Origin of the sequence: Neobacillus niacini (genome assembly GCF_030817595.1) — a bacterium.
Taxonomy (GTDB): Bacteria; Bacillota; Bacilli; order Bacillales; family Cytobacillaceae; genus Neobacillus; species Neobacillus niacini_G.
In genome coordinates, this window is record NZ_JAUSZN010000001.1 from 429,261 (window position 1) to 449,300 (window position 20,040).

22 protein-coding genes, 2 pseudogenes and 1 riboswitch are annotated in these 20,040 nt (G+C 37.4%); of the genes and pseudogenes, 18 read left to right on the top strand and 6 right to left on the bottom strand.

Annotation, left to right across the window (positions count from 1 at the left end):
* Positions 1–90 precede the first annotated feature (90 nt).
* Together QFZ31_RS02155 and QFZ31_RS02160 are read right to left on the bottom strand one after the other, a co-directional pair.
* Positions 91–405, bottom strand: coding sequence for a DMT family transporter (locus QFZ31_RS02155; protein ID WP_307300550.1), 315 nt, complete (start codon positions 403–405; stop codon positions 91–93).
* A complete protein-coding gene (locus tag QFZ31_RS02160) occupies positions 405–746 on the bottom strand; it encodes a DMT family transporter (protein WP_307300553.1) in 342 nt (113 codons plus the stop codon). Before QFZ31_RS02160 ends, QFZ31_RS02155 begins: the two co-directional genes overlap by 1 nt.
* Before the next feature lie 413 nt (positions 747–1,159).
* Here QFZ31_RS02160 and QFZ31_RS02165 point away from each other — a divergent pair, with 413 nt between their 5' ends.
* Complete coding sequence (locus QFZ31_RS02165; RefSeq protein ID WP_307299872.1) at positions 1,160–2,326, top strand: IS256 family transposase; 1,167 nt, start codon at positions 1,160–1,162, stop codon at positions 2,324–2,326.
* Positions 2,327–2,887: 561 nt separating this feature from the next.
* Positions 2,888–2,985: riboswitch (guanidine-I (ykkC/yxkD leader) on the bottom strand.
* Between the two features lie 95 nt (positions 2,986–3,080).
* Here QFZ31_RS02165 and QFZ31_RS02170 read toward each other — a convergent pair.
* Together QFZ31_RS02170 and QFZ31_RS02175 are read right to left on the bottom strand one after the other, a co-directional pair.
* Positions 3,081–3,326, bottom strand: coding sequence for a CBO0543 family protein (locus tag QFZ31_RS02170; RefSeq protein ID WP_307300556.1), 246 nt, complete (start codon positions 3,324–3,326; stop codon positions 3,081–3,083).
* Entirely contained in the window at positions 3,310–3,486 is a 177-nt protein-coding gene (locus QFZ31_RS02175) for a CBO0543 family protein (RefSeq protein ID WP_307300559.1), read from the bottom strand. The genes QFZ31_RS02170 and QFZ31_RS02175 overlap by 17 nt, the downstream gene beginning before the upstream one ends.
* Before the next feature lie 486 nt (positions 3,487–3,972).
* On the opposite strand from QFZ31_RS02175, the gene QFZ31_RS02180 reads away from it, so the two are divergent.
* The 10 genes and pseudogenes from QFZ31_RS02180 (at position 3,973) to QFZ31_RS02225 (ending at position 11,522) form a co-directional block, all read left to right on the top strand.
* Positions 3,973–4,182 (top strand): hypothetical protein, encoded by a 210-nt coding sequence (locus QFZ31_RS02180; RefSeq protein ID WP_307300562.1) that lies wholly within the window; start codon positions 3,973–3,975, stop codon positions 4,180–4,182.
* A gap of 303 nt (positions 4,183–4,485) precedes the next feature.
* Positions 4,486–4,686 (top strand): cold-shock protein, encoded by a 201-nt coding sequence (locus tag QFZ31_RS02185; protein WP_027322891.1) that lies wholly within the window; start codon positions 4,486–4,488, stop codon positions 4,684–4,686.
* 279 nt (positions 4,687–4,965) lie between these two features.
* Entirely contained in the window at positions 4,966–5,457 is a 492-nt protein-coding gene (locus QFZ31_RS02190) for a hypothetical protein (RefSeq protein ID WP_307300568.1), read from the top strand.
* 584 nt (positions 5,458–6,041) lie between these two features.
* The gene (locus QFZ31_RS02195; protein WP_307300571.1) at positions 6,042–7,706 is read left to right on the top strand and encodes a hypothetical protein; all 1,665 of its coding nucleotides are present in this window, start codon (positions 6,042–6,044) and stop codon (positions 7,704–7,706) included.
* A gap of 568 nt (positions 7,707–8,274) precedes the next feature.
* Entirely contained in the window at positions 8,275–8,619 is a 345-nt protein-coding gene (locus QFZ31_RS02200; RefSeq protein WP_307300573.1) for a PadR family transcriptional regulator, read from the top strand.
* The gene (locus QFZ31_RS02205) at positions 8,616–8,957 is read left to right on the top strand and encodes a DUF1048 domain-containing protein (RefSeq protein ID WP_307300576.1); all 342 of its coding nucleotides are present in this window, start codon (positions 8,616–8,618) and stop codon (positions 8,955–8,957) included. The genes QFZ31_RS02200 and QFZ31_RS02205 overlap by 4 nt, the downstream gene beginning before the upstream one ends.
* A gap of 52 nt (positions 8,958–9,009) precedes the next feature.
* A pseudogene (locus QFZ31_RS02210) lies at positions 9,010–9,128 on the top strand (DUF1048 domain-containing protein); the annotation flags it as partial.
* Between the two features lie 171 nt (positions 9,129–9,299).
* Positions 9,300–10,061: an ABC transporter ATP-binding protein gene (locus QFZ31_RS02215; protein WP_307300578.1), complete on the top strand. Its 762-nt coding sequence runs from the start codon at positions 9,300–9,302 to the stop codon at positions 10,059–10,061.
* Positions 10,062–10,811, top strand: coding sequence for an ABC transporter permease (locus QFZ31_RS02220; protein ID WP_307300579.1), 750 nt, complete (start codon positions 10,062–10,064; stop codon positions 10,809–10,811).
* 438 nt (positions 10,812–11,249) lie between these two features.
* Complete coding sequence (locus QFZ31_RS02225) at positions 11,250–11,522, top strand: hypothetical protein (RefSeq protein WP_307300581.1); 273 nt, start codon at positions 11,250–11,252, stop codon at positions 11,520–11,522.
* A gap of 242 nt (positions 11,523–11,764) precedes the next feature.
* On the opposite strand, the pseudogene QFZ31_RS02230 reads toward QFZ31_RS02225, so the two are convergent.
* Positions 11,765–12,013, bottom strand: a pseudogene (locus tag QFZ31_RS02230) (carboxymuconolactone decarboxylase family protein); the annotation flags it as partial.
* Positions 12,014–12,244: 231 nt separating this feature from the next.
* On the opposite strand from QFZ31_RS02230, the gene QFZ31_RS02235 reads away from it, so the two are divergent.
* From QFZ31_RS02235 to QFZ31_RS02250, 4 genes are all read left to right on the top strand, one after another.
* A complete protein-coding gene (locus QFZ31_RS02235) occupies positions 12,245–14,191 on the top strand; it encodes an FUSC family protein (protein ID WP_307300584.1) in 1,947 nt (648 codons plus the stop codon).
* A 91-nt stretch (positions 14,192–14,282) separates the two neighbouring features.
* Positions 14,283–15,044: an SDR family oxidoreductase gene (locus QFZ31_RS02240; RefSeq protein WP_307300585.1), complete on the top strand. Its 762-nt coding sequence runs from the start codon at positions 14,283–14,285 to the stop codon at positions 15,042–15,044.
* A gap of 239 nt (positions 15,045–15,283) precedes the next feature.
* Positions 15,284–15,643, top strand: a complete 360-nt coding sequence (locus QFZ31_RS02245) for a P-II family nitrogen regulator (RefSeq protein ID WP_179595824.1) — start codon at positions 15,284–15,286, stop codon at positions 15,641–15,643.
* A gap of 5 nt (positions 15,644–15,648) precedes the next feature.
* The gene (locus QFZ31_RS02250; protein ID WP_307300589.1) at positions 15,649–16,959 is read left to right on the top strand and encodes an ammonium transporter; all 1,311 of its coding nucleotides are present in this window, start codon (positions 15,649–15,651) and stop codon (positions 16,957–16,959) included.
* Positions 16,960–17,161: 202 nt separating this feature from the next.
* On the opposite strand, the gene QFZ31_RS02255 is transcribed toward QFZ31_RS02250, so the two are convergent.
* Positions 17,162–17,305, bottom strand: a complete 144-nt coding sequence (locus QFZ31_RS02255) for a hypothetical protein (protein ID WP_307300591.1) — start codon at positions 17,303–17,305, stop codon at positions 17,162–17,164.
* 164 nt (positions 17,306–17,469) lie between these two features.
* Here QFZ31_RS02255 and QFZ31_RS02260 point away from each other — a divergent pair, with 164 nt between their 5' ends.
* The 3 genes from QFZ31_RS02260 to QFZ31_RS02270 all read left to right on the top strand — a co-directional run bounded on the left by QFZ31_RS02260 (position 17,470) and on the right by QFZ31_RS02270 (position 20,020).
* Positions 17,470–18,069, top strand: a complete 600-nt coding sequence (locus tag QFZ31_RS02260; protein ID WP_307300592.1) for an NADPH-dependent FMN reductase — start codon at positions 17,470–17,472, stop codon at positions 18,067–18,069.
* A gap of 376 nt (positions 18,070–18,445) precedes the next feature.
* Positions 18,446–19,168 carry a glutamic-type intramembrane protease PrsW gene (gene prsW / locus QFZ31_RS02265; RefSeq protein ID WP_307300596.1) on the top strand — a complete coding sequence of 241 codons (723 nt, stop codon included), beginning with the start codon at positions 18,446–18,448 and terminating at the stop codon, positions 19,166–19,168.
* Between the two features lie 294 nt (positions 19,169–19,462).
* Positions 19,463–20,020: a CBO0543 family protein gene (locus tag QFZ31_RS02270; protein ID WP_307300598.1), complete on the top strand. Its 558-nt coding sequence runs from the start codon at positions 19,463–19,465 to the stop codon at positions 20,018–20,020.
* Positions 20,021–20,040 lie beyond the last annotated feature (20 nt).

The window sequence follows — 20,040 nt, forward strand, 5'->3', positions numbered from 1 at the left end:
CTTTTATCATCATAATAAAAAGTCAGCTTATAATGTACAGGAGTACTGAGTAAAAGATCTATCTAGTTTAGTGAAATATTAAATTATCAATTAGGCAACAAGTTTTAGCCCAATGGTCGCACCTAAAATTAATGCAATACATGCAATCCTTCGCCAATCTTTTGATTCACCGTAAATCATAATTCCTAATAGCGCTCCACCAGCTGAACCAATTCCTGTCCATATTGCATATGCTGTCCCCATAGGTAGAGTTTTCATGGCGTAGGCAAGAAAAAGAAAACTAGTTCCAAATCCGAGCATTAATAGGAATAAGGATTGCCAATTACGACTGTTATTCAATTTATTTATGGTAACAACACCAAATGCTTCACATAATCCTGCTAAAATTAATGATAGCCACGCCATTAAGAATCAGCTCCTTCCTGTTTATCATCTTTTGTTAATAACTTTAATCCAAGCACACCAACTAGTAAAAGTGCTATCAACATGATTTTTTCCAGCTTGATAGGTTCTGAGAAAAATATAATTTCAGAAATGACCGTTCCTGCTGTCCCTAAACCTACAAAAACTGCGTATACTGTACCTACGGGAAGTTTCCGGCTAGCCATGATGATTAAGTAGAAACTCACCATAATCGAGATCACTGTACCAGACCAAGTCCAAAAGCCATTTGCATGTTTTAGACCGATTACCCAAAACACTTCAAAAAATGCTCCAACAAACACCTTCATCCAATTTGCATTCATTATCTATTACCTCCATTAATTTATAAAAAAGCTTTGTTAAATTCTAATGTTGATTTACTGTGTTTGAAAAATAAACGGAAAAATTCCGGCTAAATTAGGAAATACCCATATTTTCATAAAAATAAGGGGAGTTTTTCCGTTTTTATATGACCCAAATTTTTGGATTTTGTTTTATTTAGAGCAGGTAACCGGAATAGCTCCGCTTATATCTGCTTCTTAAGCTTCCTCTATCTACATTAACCGGAAATTCTCCGCCTATGAATTCTCATACCTACACGAAAATCAACAATCAATCATAACAGAGCCTATAAAAACGATTAAGTCCATATAATTGTGTAAAAAGAAAGAGTCATTTTATTCACTCTTGGCAACACTGTTTTCAGCGACGATAAACAATGAAAAGAGGAATTAAAATGACTCACTTACAGTTTAACCTAGATTTAGACCTTTTAAAAGAATCCGTTATCAATTCTAATCTAGATATGGTGATTAAATCAGCGATTGTCTTAGTCCTTAATGAAGTCATGGAAAACGAGAGAGACGATTATTTACGTGCGGCTGCTTATGAACGGTCTCCAGATCGCCGAGACTACCGAAATGGCTACTATGAACGTGAATTGATCCTAGGTATTGGCAAACTAAAGCTAAAGGTCCCAAGGACCAGAAATGGTGAGTTTTCCACTTCCGTCTTCGAAAAGTATGCTCGCTGTGACCAAGCCCTGGTCCTCTCCATGCTAGAAATGGTGATTAACGGTGTTTCAACTCGGAAAGTCACGCATATAGTCGAGCAGCTCTGTGGGGAAAATATATCGAAATCATTTGTGTCTTCCCTTACCCAAAAGCTTGACCCCATTATTAATGATTGGAACAAACGCCCTTTGAATGTCATGTATTATCCTTATGTTTTTGTGGATGCCATGTATATTAAGGTCCGGGAACACAACCGGGTTATCTCAAAAGCCGTGTACATTGCGACTGCCATTACTGAGAAGAATACACGTGAAATCCTTGGGCTTAGTGTGGATCATGCAGAAGACTTCGAGAGTTGGAGTCGTTTCTTCCAACAGCTTAAATCCCGTGGGCTTCAATCCCCCAAACTGGTCATCTCAGATGCTCATCTAGGGCTACAAAAGGCAATACAGCGCGATTTTATTGGTACTACATGGCAAAGATGCACGGTACATTTTAAACGCAACATAATAGGGAAGCTCTCCAAGAAAGATTCCGTAGAGATACGCTCCATGATTAAACGTGTCTTTGAAGCTGTTACGATTGAGGATATCCGTAGATTTAAGAATGAATTAATGAACCAGTTTGGGGATGAAGCTAAATATGCCAAAGCCTTGGAAACTTTAGATGAAGGCTTCGAAGATGCCATTCAATACCTAAACTTTCCTGAGAAGATGCACCCTCATATACGAAGTACAAATTCACTTGAACGCTTAAACCAAGAAGTCCGTAGAAGGGAGAAAGTTATTCGTATCTTTCCCAATACTCAATCTGCCTTTCGATTGGTAGGTGCTGTTCTCATGCAATACCAGGAGGTCTACTCCAAAAGAAAGACATTACTTAATAACTAATTAAACTTTTATTTTTCGCCTCCACTTCCATCATGGAATGATCACATATCCAGGAAGGGCTGTCAAAGTGAAGAGCCTTTGACAGCCCTCCCCGGATATGTAGATAAAAAACCATGGAAGTTTCGTCAAAAAAAAATGAAAGGGTTTGGATAGATAATCAACAAAAGTGAAGTTGAAAACAATTGCTTTTGATTTTACACAATATTCAGGACTTGACTATAAAAACAAGGTTCTATTAAAGAAAGTTGTTGATTTTTCTCACGGAAATTCTGATGAAGGACTAAACTCAATGAGGAATCTTCTGATTAGTCTTTCATCATGCCTATGAAGGACAAATCTCACTAGGAATTCCCTTGATTAGTCTTTCATCATGCCTATGAAGGACAAATCTCACTAGGAATTCCCTTGATTAGTCTTTCATCATGCCTATGAAGGACAAATCTCACTGGAAATTCTCTTGATTAGTCTTTCATCAACCTTTTAACCGTTGTACTTATAATCAACATTTAAATTTAACAAAGCTAAAAATAAAAAAAGCCTGAGAGATCACTGTTAAACAGTATCTCCCAGGCTTTTATCCTTCCGTGACACAGCAATGCTGTGAGTTTTCTCTCGGTCCAGACCAACAGTGGTGTTGCGGAACCCTAGAAAACATTTACGTATACAATTACAATAAATTATATAGTAATATAAATATTTTACAACTGTAAGATTTGGAAAAACGTGAACATAGGAAATCACGTTTCCATTTTACCTAACTGAGATGTTTATGTGTGTTTATTTTTCTAATAATTGCAATGATAGCTATGCAAATTAACAGTTTTAACATCAAACTTATTAATGAGTGATACCATGTCCATCCTTTTTTCCATTTAATCAAGTTAGTTTTCTTTGAGGCAATGGTCTCTATGATTGTTTGTGGTATAACAAAAGGAAAAATTTTTAAAATGATTCCGACCGGTTTGCTGTTCAATGTCCACTGATTATAGTAAAGCAGCATTAAAGGGTAATGAACATAATGGGAAGTGGATTTTATACTTTGGAAAAAGTTTTTTGGGGTATTTTAGATATCCTCTTGATACCAAATATTGATCTGAGAAAAAATTACCAATGAAACTTACAAGGTATACAATAATCCAATCTTTAAATGAACGTTTCACAATGGCGAACGGTTATAAGACCAAACCAATTATGTAATGATGACTAAGAAGAAATACGGATAAATTTTTTTTCTCAACTTTTACACCTCCTAGTTAGTATAATTTGTTCAATTAAAACTTTTATATGAAGAATCTTTACTTATCTCCAACTAATGGGGCGGTTTGTGCAAGAAGGACAAAAAGGCATATTGAAGGTTATTTAGCAGGTTAATTAATAAATATGAACCAAATCTTCAATAAGGTAAATGGAAGATCCATAAGTTTCCTACAGCAAAAGGCCCTAGAACAAGAGATGAATGGTTCTACATTATTTTTCTTGAAATGCCTCTTTCTACCCGAAAATTATAAATTAACAAGATACCTTCCATCTGTATTAATTTAGTACCAGCCCATGTTATAATAATTAACTTAGGATAATTACTACTTTTTTTTATAATTTAACGGATGCCAAGAAAAGCCTCCGAATAGCGATGGAGGTGTAAGAGGATGAATAAAAGATGGACGATTGGTAAAATAAAGGATTTTGTTGAGAATAATTCTGAAAGTAAGTTGCTCACGACGGAATACCACGGTTTTTCTCAACATTTACTATTTAAATGTGCATGTGGTAGCAACTTTGAAAAAACATTTACGAAATTTAAAAATAATAACCAACGGAAATGTGACGTGTGCCAACCGCCAAAAGTGTCTCGATAACGCATAGCGATTAACGAAGTGCCTATTTCAATTATAGAGAAATTGGCACTATTTTTATTTTATACCAGACGAAATATTACTTCTTAAATCGAATAAGAACAACAAAGGAACCCTGAAAATTCATGATGGCAAAAATGGTTCTCGATTTGTCTACTTGCAAATGCTTTTAAAAGGTGTTAAGCTTTAGAAGAATTATTTTTGTTCGGTGTAAAGGATAGTATAAGGATTAACTTTTCGTCTTGATGATCACTGAGTGCAAGGATAGTAATACATTGTGTGTAAAGCACAGCTGGAGGAAACAAAATGGAACAAGGTAAAGTAAAATGGTTTAACGCAGAAAAAGGTTTCGGATTTATCGAGCGTGAAGGCGGAGAAGACGTATTCGTTCATTTCTCAGCGATCCAAGGCGAAGGTTTCAAATCTTTAGACGAAGGTCAAGCAGTTACTTTTGACGTTGAGCAAGGTCAACGTGGAGCTCAAGCAGCTAACGTGCGTAAAGCTTAATAAAAGAACAAATGAAAGCAGGCTCTTTTAGAGTCTGTTTTTTCTTTTTTCATTTTTTTAAAAAAGGAGCACTACTCTCGAATGAGTAGGGGACATGTAAACAAGTAAAACAAATGGTAAATTGAGTGTATCACATCATCACAATTTGCCTAATTATCTTTAACTAGAGGACTGTGGAAAACCAGATAATTGTTGAAGTATACTTATTTCAATAAGATAAAAGATATAATAGATTCTGTGATTATTAACATAAATTCAAATAATTCTGGAGAAAAAACTTTGAAAAATCTATCGATTACACAGAAAAAATTTTGGTTAACTACTCATATATTATTTTCTGCCATCTGGTTTGGCGTTACTGTAACCTTTTTAATCCTGTCCATTAGTATTTTAACGACGGATGATAGTCAGGTAATAAAAGCCTATTATACAAGTATGCTTCAAATGGAACAAACTGCCGGTAGAGCTTCACTTATTGGAACAGTTATTACCGGTCTTATTCTTTCTATCTTTACAAAATGGGGATTATTTAAATTTTATTGGATCATTACCAAAGAAATTCTGACCTTCATTTGTTTGGGTTTAAGATTTATCCTTATTTATTATTGGACTCTAAATGGAATTCATCTATCAGAAGAATCAATCGGTGATCATTTCATGGCAAACCATTATCAACTTATGATTTGGATTATCATACAAGTAATTCTATTGGCAATAATTTTTATTGTATCGGTATTCAAACCTTGGGGGAAAAGAATTAAAAGACAATAAATACGCGGGAAATATTAAAAACTGGCTACCGAAAACGGTAGCCAGTTTTTTCTTCAAGTAACGGTGTCGTATAGTTGAACAATCGTTATAATCTTTTTTTCACTGACTTGGACCTATAACTATCTACAGTACTTATGGAATAGGGTTATAGACATAATCATTTTCATTTAACATGCTCATTTAGTTTCCTTTTATAGTAATGAGTAAGTCTTTTTTCTTATTTCTAAGAAACTGATTATATATTATGAAAACCCTTTTGAATATGATTTCTATTGTTGGAATACCTAGCACTGAAAAGTTGTGATTGATAATGGTAATAAAAACTTGTTTCAAACTGCAAATAGATTAGTAGCTACCACCATTTTTTATCCCATAATTAGAAAACGCTTTCAAGAGGTGGGGAGTTAGTAGATTTAAGTGTCTTGACTAGACCCTTAAGAATTGTTTTTTATCATTTTGAAGCCATTTTGATTATTTTTAGGGAGGTGATGATAGTAGGGAAAGCGAAGATGATTGATTTTATTTAGCAAGCCGCTACATTACATCTAGAATTACTGTAAAAATTTTATTGGGGAGGTAATAGTTTGAAATTTAAAAGGGCACTAATCTGGCTAGTCGTTATATCTTTTTTTACAACATCGTTATTATTTGGAGGAAATGCATTAGTAAGTGCAGCAGAAATTGAATCTATACCAAATACAACAAGAAATTTTAAAGACTACGACAATAGTTATCTTTCAGTAACTGGTTATGCATCATTAGGGGTAAATGACCGAAGCCAATACATTGATACTTCTTATTATCGCCAGGTTAAAACGGAAAGAGAGTTTTTGCAGGCTATTTTGGACGCTGGAAATGGCAGTGTGAAAGTAATTGAAGTGGCAAAAGATCTTAACCTAGGGTGGAAAGCGTTAAATCTAAGTTCAGAAGAAACTAAAAAATATCGGTTTATAAGAAACTATAGGAATCCTATGAATGGATTTACAAATCCGAATTTAGCTTCATCCGGTGTTTCACAATTAGATATCAATAATGTCGATGGGTTAACTATTTTTTCAAAAAAAGGGAAAACGATTAGGAGTGCTGAATTTAAATTACAAAATTCTACGAATGATATTGTCATAAGAAATCTAAATTTTGATGGAATGTGGCAATGGGATGACACTGGAAAACATAAGGAAGTAGGCTGGACATTTATTAAAATAAATGGTGCAAATAATGTTTGGATAGACCATTGTAAATTCTCTATTGCAGCGGATGGATTAATTGATACAGAGAATGGTGGCTCCAATATTACCATTTCCTGGTCTGAATTCGGATTACCTGCAAATGAAAATCCGCCAGAAGAAAGTGATATTTATCAGTCAATCCAGTATATGGAAGGGAAATATGCTTCAAATGAACTGAATTCTGATAGTATATACTTTAACATGCGCAATGGCGGTGCGACCAAAGAACAGATAATGGCATATGCAGCCTATCACAGCAAGGTGCATTTAAATGGTTCAGGAGATAAAGACTATGTGAATTATGTGAGTAGTAGTGGAAATGAGGTAAAGGATGGCAATCAAAGAATCCGTTTAACCCTTGCTTATAACCGTTATACCAATATTGGGCAAAGAATACCAATGATCCGTCAAGGTACTGGTCATATGTACAACTGTTACCTTGATAACTCAACTCATTATGATGTATTGGAAAATGTGCGTGCTATCGCTGAATACGGCACTGATACTCTGTCACGAGCACTTAATGCGAGAAATGGCGCTTCTATTGCAGCAGATACCTGTGTATTCCATGACATTAACGAGCCAATTACAGGTTCTGAGATTCAGGGATTAGATACTACAAACATGGATGAACAATGGGCTGAGCTATTTCAAAGCGCTTATAACAGAAATTTAATTGTTAACTCCCACATAACAAATAAATATGGGACTTATACAGGAAGTAGTTGGGATAATAATGGAGAAAATCTATTTACTAAAGGATTTACATGGTATGACAAATCAACGATAGGAAATTGGGCATGGTCTTCACATATTGTAGGAAGTGAAAATATGAGTAAAACGAATCCACCTACTGATCCATTTACCTTCCGATATAATTATGATGAGGAGATACCATATACTTATAATGTACTTCCTTTAAATAGTGTTGTGGCAACACTTACAAACTATGCAGGGGCAAACAAAGTGAATATGAGTCCAATAGGTTGGTTAAAAACAGATTATACTCCTAAGAAATGATTGAACAATAACTAGAGATGTTTTCTGTTCAGCAATCGGGCGCTCTTCTTAAGTAAGACGAGGTCTTTTTGATAACCCTTTACACATTAAGGGGATTAGACTTTTTTATGGTAAAAAAAAAGATTTTGAAGAGTATCACTTAAACGAACGGTGCAAGAGTATAAGACGGGGATCGCTGCGGCGGTCTTTTTTACTTGTTTTACTAACATGAAGATTGGTTGAGAAGAATTATTGGAGAACAACAAAGAATTTTCTGCTTTTTTAAAAACAATGATTAAAGGAATTTAATAATAATGTTTAAAACATTATTATAGTATTGCTTATTTATAAATTATTTAGCTCTTCTTGAGAATAATCACCTGTCTGGCTAAAGTCTAGGCTGTCAAATTGGATAAAAACACCTTTGAAATCGTAATAAGGGTTTTTTTGACGAAAAGTTTTATTGACAAGAAACGCTAATTGGTAATACTATATACTAGTAGTAGGTGATACTAAATATCAGTAATACAAAATACCTGTGTTACAGAGTACTGAAAAAATTTAAGTAAAATATAAATGGAGGTAAAGAATGGAAAACATCACGGAAATGCTGAAAGGGGTGCTTGAAGGTTGTGTGCTTGAAATCATCAGCCGTGGGGAAACTTACGGCTATGAAATCACACAACAGCTGCGAGAACTTGGCTTCACTGATGTTGTTGAAGGCACAGTTTATACGATCACCATGCGGCTTGAGAAAAACAATCTGGTGGAAATCGAGAAAAAGCCATCCACTATGGGTCCGCCGAGAAAATTTTACACCCTCAACGCAGCAGGTCAAGAGCATCTTGAGGTTTTTTGGAAAAAATGGGATTTTATATCAAGTAAAATTAACGAACTTAAGGATAAAAAAATTAAAAGGAGAGAAGTAAAATGAATATTTTTGAAAAAATTATCGGAAGTTTGGATGACAAGCGGGAATGGAGGGAGATGGAGGCACGTGCAAAGGCACTTCCAAGTGAGTACCTCAACGCTTACAAAGCTATCCAAAAATATATGTGGACTGCTGGTGGTAGTCCCACCGACTGGAAGGACAGCAGCCGTATCTTTGTAGGCATTCTCGACCTCTTCGAGGAGGGAGCAGCAGAAGGCAAGAAAGTCATTGACCTTACGGGCGAGGACGTGGCTGCTTTCTGCGACGACTTGGTGAAGGATGAGCAAACTTGGAAGGACAAATATCGCAAGAAGTTAAACGATACGATTGGTCGTGGCTAACGGTGAATTCCAATTGGAGTTTCGCCTAGCATAGACACTAACCATGGAAACCGTCACTGGGGACGACTTGGCTTCCTTTCCGATGAACTAGTGGCTGCCGCTAAAACCTATGTCGTCAAGTATCGTGAAGATTTGAATCAGCGTATAATGAAGCGATTGAAAAAAAAGTAAATTCAATAGATCATTTCGACTGAATAGAGGGTTACAAATGGAATGTGTCACCTTCACTATTCAGTTATATTTTTAACTTAGTAGTAAGTATTACAGAATATCAGTCAGACAGAGTAGTGGAGTATAACCAGTATAGCGCCTTGCTGCGCTTATTAAAAGGAGGAAAAAAGTATGAGCAATGCAGCGATTTCTGTAAAAGGGTTAAAAAAATCCTTTAAAGATAAGGAAGTCTTAAAGGGGGTGGATTTTGAGGTGCGGCGTGGCGAAATTTTCGCCCTGCTGGGCTCAAATGGTTCGGGCAAGACGACGACGGTCAACATCCTCTCGACGCTGATGAAGCCCGATGGCGGCGAAGTCTGTATTTGCGGCTTTGACGTCCAGCGTCAACCGGATCATGTTCGCCAGAGCATCAGCTTGACAGGGCAGTTCGCAGCTTTAGACGGCATGCTCACAGGAAGGGAAAACCTGATGATGATCGCCAAGTTGCGAGGAGTTTCCGATCCCGCTCAAGTCGCTGACCATCAACTTGCAAGATTCAGCCTGACCGATGCGGCCAAGCGCCGGGCAGGTAAGTATTCCGGCGGGATGAAGCGCCGGCTTGACATCGCCATGAGCCTGATTGGGACGCCAGAAGTCATTTTTCTCGACGAACCGACGACAGGGCTTGACCCTGAAGCGCGAATTGAAGTCTGGGATACCGTCAAGGAGCTTGCCGGCGGAGGCACGACGATCTTGCTGACGACCCAGTATCTGGAGGAGGCCGAACAACTGGCTGACTATATCGCCATCCTGCATGGCGGAAAAATCATCAAAACTGGTACCCTTAAAGAACTCAAAGAGATGTTCCCGCCAGCGAAAGTTGAGTATATCGAGAAGCAGCTAACATTGGAGGAAATTTTCCTCGCGATCATCGGCAAAAAGGAGGATATGTAAATGAAAAGCAAAACAGGGGTAATACTAGGACGATTAATGCGAAACATCATGCGAAGCCCGGATACGATTATTACGGTGGCGATTACGCCGATTATGATGATGCTGCTGTTTGTCTACGTATTTGGCGGCGCCATAGAGACAGGTACGGATAACTACATCAATTATTTATTGCCGGGAATCTTGCTAATGGCTATCGCTTCAGGCGTCGCTTACACTTCCTTGCGGCTGTTTAACGATGTAAAGAGCGGACTGATGGCGCGTTTCATTACCATGCCCATCAAGCGTTCCTCGATATTGTGGGCACACGTGTTGACTTCGCTTGTTTCCAATGCGCTTACTGTCGTGGTGGTTATCCTCATCGCGCTCTTGATGGGCTTCCGTTCCAGTGCTGGTATCCTGGATTGGCTCGCCGTAGCTGGGATAGTTGGGCTGTTTACGCTGGCGCTGACATGGCTGGCGGTCATTCCTGGATTGACAGCGGGGTCTATGGAAGGGGCGACAGCCTACTCGTATCCGCTGATTTTCCTGCCGTTTATTAGTTCGGCCTTTGTCCCTACCGAAACCATGCCTAAAATTGTCCGTGCGTTCGCTGAGAACCAGCCCGTGACTTCAATCGTGAATGCGATTCGAGCCCTCTTGTATGAAGGGTCTGTTGGCAACGATATCTGGATCGCGCTTGCCTGGTGCGTCGGTATCATGGTCATCGCTTACTTCTTCGCCAGTAAAGCATTTAAACGACAGTTAGGATAAGTACACCATTAAGGGAAAAGCCCCTATCAATAGTCAGCCCCTACGATGAATGCATTTGCTACACATGTAAGGCTACTTAAATAGGGAGCACCATCGCCCCGAGTTGTTTAAGTGATCAATGTACCACCACTAACAACACCATAATTTGAGGGTTTCCATAATTTCAACTAATTGGACGGCGAGAAAGTTAAGGAACGGATACCCTTTATAAATGAATAATGAATCGAAGACGTTCACTAGGGACGTTTTTTCATTTGGACAATTTAACTAAACAAATGGTTAATGGTCCTGAGGGGGATAAAAAAATTAATATGGTGACTAGAAATGGGTCAAAGGTTCGCTTTTCTCACCTTAGCTGTCTAAATTTTGCATAAGTACAAACTTCAAAACCCTGTCGTGCATAAGCTATTTAGACTCATATAAAGGCAGGTGAATTCTATGCATGGTCAATCTTGGGGACAATGGCATCAACAGCATCCTCACGGTACTTGGCAACAGTGGCAGAATCAGCAGCACCATCATCAACAATTTCCGCAAGGCTCATGGCAGCAGTGGCACCAGCAACATCCTCATGCTACTTGGCAACAGTGGCAGCACCAGCACCATCCACAGCACCATCCACATCATCCATTCATTCCTTGGAACCAATGGCATCACCAACATCCTCATGGTACCTGGCAGCAATGGCATCAAATGTATCAAGGGAGATAATGGAATTATTGAATAGGGGTGAAGATTCACCACCTAAATAGTGAAGAGTGTCATCATACAATATCGGGGGCGGTGCTTCAATAACGAAGCATCGCTTTTTCTTATTGAAATAACTGGTGAGGTTTATTAATTCAAAACTTCTTTAGAAAGTATAGAAATTCAATTCAATAAATAAAAAAACGACATATTCAGGATTGAAGACTGAATATGCCAAAAAAATATATTTGTCCCAAATCTTAATATTAATGTGACTGTTTTTCTTGTCCGTTCATTGTTACATTGCGTTGAGCAAACACTTTTTTAACTATTTTAAGAGCATTCAAGACACGTGGGAAGCCTGTATAGGGAATCAAGTGCACGATTGTTCCAACGATTTCTTTTGGAGTTAAGCCAATTGTAAGTCCTGTGTTGATATGTAGTTCCAATTGCGGCTCCGTACCTAGTGTGACAAGAGAAGCGATTGTGGCAATGGTACGTTGCTCATTACTTAAAGACTTAAAAGCCGCATATAACGAAGGGCTTAAACACAATGTGACCTTACCATTCAATGCCTTATCATCTACACAATTATTCGACTCTATGGGAAAAGAGAAACCCAAAGCTTAATAATGGAATAAAGGTACCTAATGATGGGAAAGTGTTCTGTGTTAAACAGAATGCTTTCCTTATTTGTTTAGAAATTTACTATATAGCAAATGATTATGGAAAAGGAGGCACTGAGTATGAGAGAAACACCTAAATCTGTATCTCCCAAATCTCCATCGATGATAAAACAGGCACTAACCGTTAATCGGAAGCCTTTTCCGTGGCTAAAGGCATTTTGTGCAGGATTAGCTGCAGCATTACCAGTCATAATTGGATTATTATTTGGGAATCTAGAATATGGATTAATAGCTGGAATGGGCGGCTTTACCTATCTATATGTGTTTAATATTCCATATGCACAAAGAGCAAAAAAGCTATTTTTTGTCATACTCGGAATGACTTTAGCCTCTGCATTAGGGACTCTTGCTGCACCTTACCCACTTGCAGTAGCTATCTTGATAGGGTTGATTGGAGCGGCTTCTATTTTTATTTTTGGAGCTTTAAAAATTAAAGGACCATCAGCAATCTTTTTCGTGTTAGTTTTTGCTATGACAACTGGTAAGCCTGTTGATCCAGAACTTGTATGGCTCCGCGCTGGCCTTGTATTTCTTGGAGGGGCACTTTCGTGGGTGGTGGCGATGATTGGGTGGTTTTTTGATCCTCATGGTCCGGAAACTGGCGTAGTAAAAAACGTATATTCAGAACTGGCCGCGTTCCTTGATACAGTTGGTACAGAGAAATATAATGAGGCTAGACAAAAAGTCATGTCAGACTTGAAGGAAGCAGAAGAAACACTTGCAGTAGGATATGTACCTTGGAAAAATACTGACATATTTAATCGATTAGTGATTTTAAATGTTCATGCAAACTCGATATTTTTGTATGTACTTGAAAATTTTTCGAAGACGAACGTAAAATTGCCGCACGCATTAGGGGAATTTCTCCGGGAAATGGCTCGTTCGCTTGATCAGAAGAATAATAATGAACATGTTTCTAAAATTAGCCATCTGCCGGAAACAATGGATGAATCCGTTCTTCAGTTATTCAAAAAAATTACCGATGCGGATGCCATTATGAATGAACCAGCTTCGAAAATTAATCAAGAGAATCGAATTTACAAACCATCAACTAGGACCATTTTTATGGGGGCCTTTGATAAAAACTCCATTGTTTTTATTTCTGCTGTACGGTTCGGTATTGTCACCATGTTCGCTGCTATGATCGCGTATCAGTTTGAATTTACCCGGCCCTTTTGGGTACCGTTATCCTGTGTAGCAGTTATGTCAGGCTTTACAATTGTTGCTACCTATCATCGTGCGATTCAAAGAGCATTTGGTACAATTCTGGGGATATTGATTGCAAGTTTAATCCTAATGACTCATCCAACTGGATTCATCATCGCTTTATTTATTCTTTTATTGACGTTCATTACAGAGTTGTTTATTGTAAAAAATTATGGTCTTGCTGCGTTGTTCTTTACACCCAATGCTCTTCTTATGGCTGAAAGCACGAGTCATGGAAGCTTTACCTTTTCTTATTTTGCAACCGCCAGATTAATTGATATCTTTACAGGTACTATCATTGGTTTAATAGGAGTATTCTTTGCAGGACGACGGTCGGCATCAAGTAGACTGCCACATTTAATAACCAAAACAATCCGAAGTCAGGCTCAATTATTATTAATACTTTTCTCTGACCAAGGGAATAGTTATAATGCGATAAAAAGCCAAGAAATCATGAAAATGCGAACAAATTTAAATAATTTAAAAACACTATATGATACAGCTGCTGGGGAGATTCCCATCAATAAGAAAGCACTAGAATATTACTGGCCGGTCATCTTTTCTATAGAGCATTTAGGATATTTACTGGAAAATTGTTCGAAAAGTGAATATCGTCCTATCTTATCACATAATAAACTTTCCCAATTGCTTTATGTTTGCGAAACGATGGCGAATGCCGCCAATCGAAAACTATCACCCTCAATAAAAGACGTACCTGAAATCGATGGTTATCCAAGTATTCAGATTGAGATTATTACCCTGCAAAAATCCCTTCAAATAGATGATAGAGGTCCTTTTTAAATTACCATCTCGTAACAAGCTGAAAGATCTGCTAACAAAGGAAAAATAGTTCTTAGAAATTACATAACGTTCAGGCGAAAGAGGGATATGGATGAAACTATCAGGCAATACAATACTTGTTACGGGCGGGGCAGCAGGAATCGGGTTTGCGTTTGCCGAGAGATTCATAAAAGCAGGCAATAAAGTGATTATCTGCGGAAGACGCGAAGCAAAGCTTCAGGAAGCAAAGGAAAAATATCCTGAGCTGATTACACGCGTTTGTGATGTCACCAAAGAATCTGACCGGGTTGCATTGTTCGACTGGGCAACGAGCGAGTACCCTGATGTGAATGTGCTTGTAAACAACGCAGGCATTCAGCAACGCTACCATGTTCTTAAAACGAACCCAAAGGAAGATTGGCGCTATTATAGTCAAGAAATAGCCTCCAACATCGAGGCACCATTTCATTTAGCGATGCTATTTGCGCCGTACTTTGCCAATAAAGATTATGGTGCTATCCTTAATGTATCTTCTGGTTTAGCCTTTACCCCGATGGCAATTGCACCGATCTATTCTGCTACGAAAGCAGCGGTTCATTCTTTTACCATGAGCTTACGACATCAGCTTGAAGATACGGCTATTGAGGTGATTGAAGTTGCTCCGCCGGCAGTTAATACTGATTTAGGTGGAGCCGGCTTGCATACCTTTGGCACTCCTGTAGATGAATTTGCCGATGCGATATTTAAAGGTCTTGAAGCCGGAAAAACCGAAATTGGTTACGCACGTGCTGAAAACGCGATGAGGATGTCTCGAGATGAAATTGATGAGACAGTAAAGATGATGTACGCCAATATGAAAAACACAATTCTATAACGACTAAAGGAGCTACCCATGGGGTAGCTCTTTATTGCAAATTTATAATTAAAAAAAGAAGGACAATAAAAAGACATCCATGGATGTCTTTTTAATTTTCATAGTCATATTTAGATTTTAATTCATAATTTTACTATTTATAATTTTCGCAATAGGTTATTGCATGTTTTTCATACATGTAATATTATTAACCATATCGATGTTAGGAAACATAACATGAGCAAAGAGGCGGAGATAAAATGAAAAAAATAGAGGCCATTATTAGACCAGAAAAGCTGACTGAGACGATTAAGGGTTTGAAGAATATAGGAATTACAGGCTTTACCGTATCACAGGTGGTCGGTAGAGGGAAACAGAAGGATACTCAAGGAGTTTATCGTGGTAAGAATTATAACGTGACTCTTCATCCAAAAGTTAAATTGGAGATTGTCCTTTCAGACTACATGGTCGAGCCTACGATACATACTATTATAGTCTCCTCTCAAACTGGAGAAGAAGGGGACGGGAAAATATATGTCTATCCTATTCTAGAAGCCTATAACATTCGAACAGGTACCACAGACTTTGATATAGATGATCTAGCAAATAAGGAGGACTAACCGACATGGAATTAATGTATCTAAATACCGTTTGGATTGTATTAGCTGCAGCAATGGTTTTATTTATGGAAGGCGGATTTAGTTTGCTAGAAGCGGGTCTTGTCCGAACTAAAAATGCTGTCAATGTAACAATGAAAATTTTTGTGGATTTAACGATTGGAGCTTTAGCTTTTTGGTTAATTGGCTTTGCTATTATGTTTGGAAAAGACGCCTTTGGATTTATCGGTACTAATTTATTTGGGAGTCCAGAAAAGATTGCTCTTTCTGTCGAATTGCCAAGTGCAGCTTTTGTGTTATTTCAAATGGGTTTTGCAGTGGCATGTATCTCAATTGTTTCTGGTGCAGTTGCAGAGCGGATGAATTTTAAAGCCTATATTGTAACAGCAGCTCTTATTTGTACCGTCATTTATCCCCTTTCAGGTCACTGGATTTGGAACAGCGATGGTTGGTTAGCGAAATTAGGAATAAAGGATTTTGCTGGTTCGGCTGCTATTCATGCGGTTGGCGGTTTTGCGGCTTTTGCTATGGCGAAAGTTTTAGGAGCAAGAAAAGGAAGATTTAATTCAGATGGAAGTGCGAATGTATTTGCGCCTAGTAATATTCCTTTAGCTTCAGCTGGTGCGTTTATTTTATGGTTCGGTTGGTTTGCTTTTAATGCAGGAAGCACATTAGATGCTTCTAATACTGCCCTCGCTTCAATTGCCATTAATACGATGTTGGCTGCAGCAAGTGGAGGTACTTCAGCACTTCTTATAACAATGAAGAAATTCGGAAAAGCAGATCCTAGTATGACGATTAATGGAGTATTATCTGGTCTTGTAGCTGTAACAGCTGGATGTGCCTTTGTTTCACAATGGAGTGCGATAATAATTGGCGCCATCAGCGGAGTCATTGTGATTTATGCAACACTTTTAGTCGACCATTTAAAAGTTGATGATCCAGTAGGAGCCGTAGCCGTTCATGGCTTCAATGGTGTTTTTGGAACGATAGCGGTTGGATTGTTTGATACGTCTCAAGGTTTTTTAACAACGGGTGATTTTTCACTTTTAAAAATACAATTATTAGGTGCTGCAGTTGTAATTGTTTGGGGGTTTCTCGGTGGTACATTTATGGCCAAGGTATGTGAAAAGACTGTTGGATTACGAGCTAGCGAACGTGAGGAAGAAGAAGGTTTGGATATGTCGTACCACGGTATTCCAGCTTATAATGAATTAGAACGATTTACTGATTTGCCTACAAGTTTATATAACTTTGAAGAAACCACAGGCATTTCGGTTGCTCCTACAAGAAAAGAGCAAACTAGGGAAGTAATCTAAGTATAATTGACAAAGGTGTCCTTTTGGTTGAATGGGTTTATGTGTATATAGTGTTGTTAATACTTTCATGATTGTAACAGTCATAATTACCCGTTTTTTATAACGACTAAAGGAGCTACCTATGGGGGTAGCTCTTTATTAATGAATCATTTTATTTTAGGATGTGGAAATAAAAACATTTGGTACCCTAATAAACGTACTGTTAAAGATTATCTGTATTAATTCTTGGGGTAATTGGTTCATTTGCCGCTGCTGCTTTAGCATTATCATTGTGTCGATCGTTGTTGTATTGATCTAAATTACTGTTAGTTTCAATAGGTTTGGAAGTTTTCTTTTCTTCAGCCACTTTATCACCTCCTACGGATAATATGTCCAACTATTAGGGTTGAAAATAATAATGGTGAGCGCTATTTTTCGTAGGAATAATGAATTGTAAATTAACAAATATTAGGTTTGTTAGTGGTATTTTAAGGTGAAAAAGGAGGAATATTATCCAGGGGTGGTGTATGAATGGGTTTTTTAAGCAAATTATTTGGTACACAAAGTAGGGAGGAAGAAGACATGACAACTGAAAAGTTAAATATTGGAATTATCTTAGGTAGTACTCGTCAGGGACGTGTAAGTCCACAAGTTGGCGAATGGGTAAAAGGAATCGCAGATAAACGCGGAGATGCAAATTACGAAATAGTAGATATTGCAGATTTTAATTTGCCTTTCTTAGGTACAACTGATGGTTCCGAGCCAGGTATAGCAGATTGGAACGGAAAACTTGCTAGTCTAGATGGATTCGTTTTCATCGTAGCTGAATACAATCACAGTATCACAGGAGCATTGAAAAATGCACTTGATTTCGCACGAGAAGCTTGGAACAACAAAGCTGCAGGAATTGTTAGCTATGGTTCGACAGGTGGTGCTCGCGCTGCTGAGCATTTACGTGGAATCTGCGGTGAGTTATTGATTGCGGATGTTCGAGTACACCCTACATTGTCTTTATTTACAGATTTTGAAAATGGAACTCAATTCAAACCTCAAGATTTACACCTAGATAATGTAAATGCTATGCTTGACCAAGTTATTGCTTGGAGTGGAGCTTTAAAATCATTACGTTAATGATGCCTGATGAAATGATATATAGGAAAATTAGAACCCAACCAATTTTGGCTGGGTTTTCGCAATATATACGGGTAGAGATGGCAATTCTTTTACCATTTATTTATCAACATGTGCATCTGGGGTTTCTTCATTAGACCTTATAAACCTCTATTGATGTAAAAAAATAATCTGGTTGTTTAAGAGATTACAATTTTTGAATCACACTGTTCAAATCATTGCAACTTTGCAGGCACTTAGGATAAACGGTATAATAAGTTTAGATGTATTTATTTATGCTCACTAAAGTTGTAGATGAATTATTAACATCACAAATAAACTAGTATGTTTATATAGTTGGGATAATTTTTAAATATAAGGTTGAAAGGGGTTTGATATGTTAGGGATATTATTCGCTGGATTTGCTCCAGGTTTAGCATTATTAACTTATTTTTATTTGAAAGATAAGCATGAACCAGAACCCGTATCTATGATCCTTTTTACATTTATATCGGGGGCATTGGTTTTCTTTCCGATAGCATTTATTGAATATATATTGAAAGCAGAAAATGTTGTTATATATAATTCCATTAACGCCATATTTTCTGCGAGTTTAATTGAAGAGATATTTAAATGGTCCGTTTTATTTTTTTGTGCATACAGGAGTGTTGAATTTGATGAACCTTTCGATGGTATCGTCTATGGAACCTCCGTATCTTTGGGGTTTGCAACGGTGGAAAATATTTTTTATTTGATGACTAATGGGATGGATTATGCCCTTACAAGGGCAATACTGCCTGTTTCAAGTCATGCGTTGTTTGGTGTTATTATGGGTTATTATATTAGCAGAGCCAAATTCACCAAAAAATCAAAATGGGTTTGGTTGATCATATCACTATTACTTCCAGCCCTATTACATGGGGTTTATAATTTTTTATTGTTAAAAGCAGGTACTTGGTTGTCTATAACTCCATATATGGGGTTCTTATGGTGGCTAGGTTTGAGAAAAGTACAATTGGCCGAAAAATCCAGTTATGATTACTTCCAAAAAAATCATTTTATTAAACAAGGAACTAAACTAAAGCCAGGAATGAAACTATACTTTCCAATAAAAGGATAGAGATTAAAACCAAATCTCTAATAAAAAGTTAATCCCTACTTTAATTTAATCTCTTGTTTCTGTATTGCAGTTTGCTGAATATCTATGGATATTTAATAGCAATGATGAAGATTGTAGGTTTTCCAGAAGACGAAATATGAGAAAAGCCCTTCATTTATGGATTGAAGGGTTTTTTTAGTGTTAAGTCAATTAGAATTTGTTTAACGACAATTGGGCTAATGAAGAGTGCTTTTTTATTGTCAACTTCACATATGTTATCTTTGTTGAAGCATACTGAAATAGAAAGGAGGCGACATGGATAAGTTTCAGGAGATAGAAAAGCACTATGGACAGTTACACAAGTTGTGGTTGGATTACTGGACTGAGGAAGTTGTTTTTACTCATCAATGGTGGATCATGATTTTTACTTTACTTATTCCTTTTTTTATATGGTGGAAATTGGTAGATAAAACTCGAATAAGAGAAATAAGTTTAGTTGGACTTATTGTAACTTGTATTGCATTCATATTAGACCAAATTGGTTCCTCGCTAGGTTATTGGATTTATCCATTCACCTTAACACCTTTAGAAAGAGACTTATGGACAGTTGCTGATTTTTCTGTTATGCCATTTTTTTATATGATGCTTTATCAGTGGTTCCCAAAGTGGAAATCGTACTTAGTAGGAATAATCATATTTTCCCTTTTCGCTGCATTTGTCGGGGAAAGGATTTTCGAATGGCTGGGGATTTATAAATTGTTAAAGTGGAAACACATTTACTCTATACCACCCTATATTTTACTGGGCATTTTTGTAAAGGTTATACTACAAAAGCTCAAAACGATTGAGACTTTATCCAAAGGTAAAGGATAACTCCTTGTTAGATTAACAGG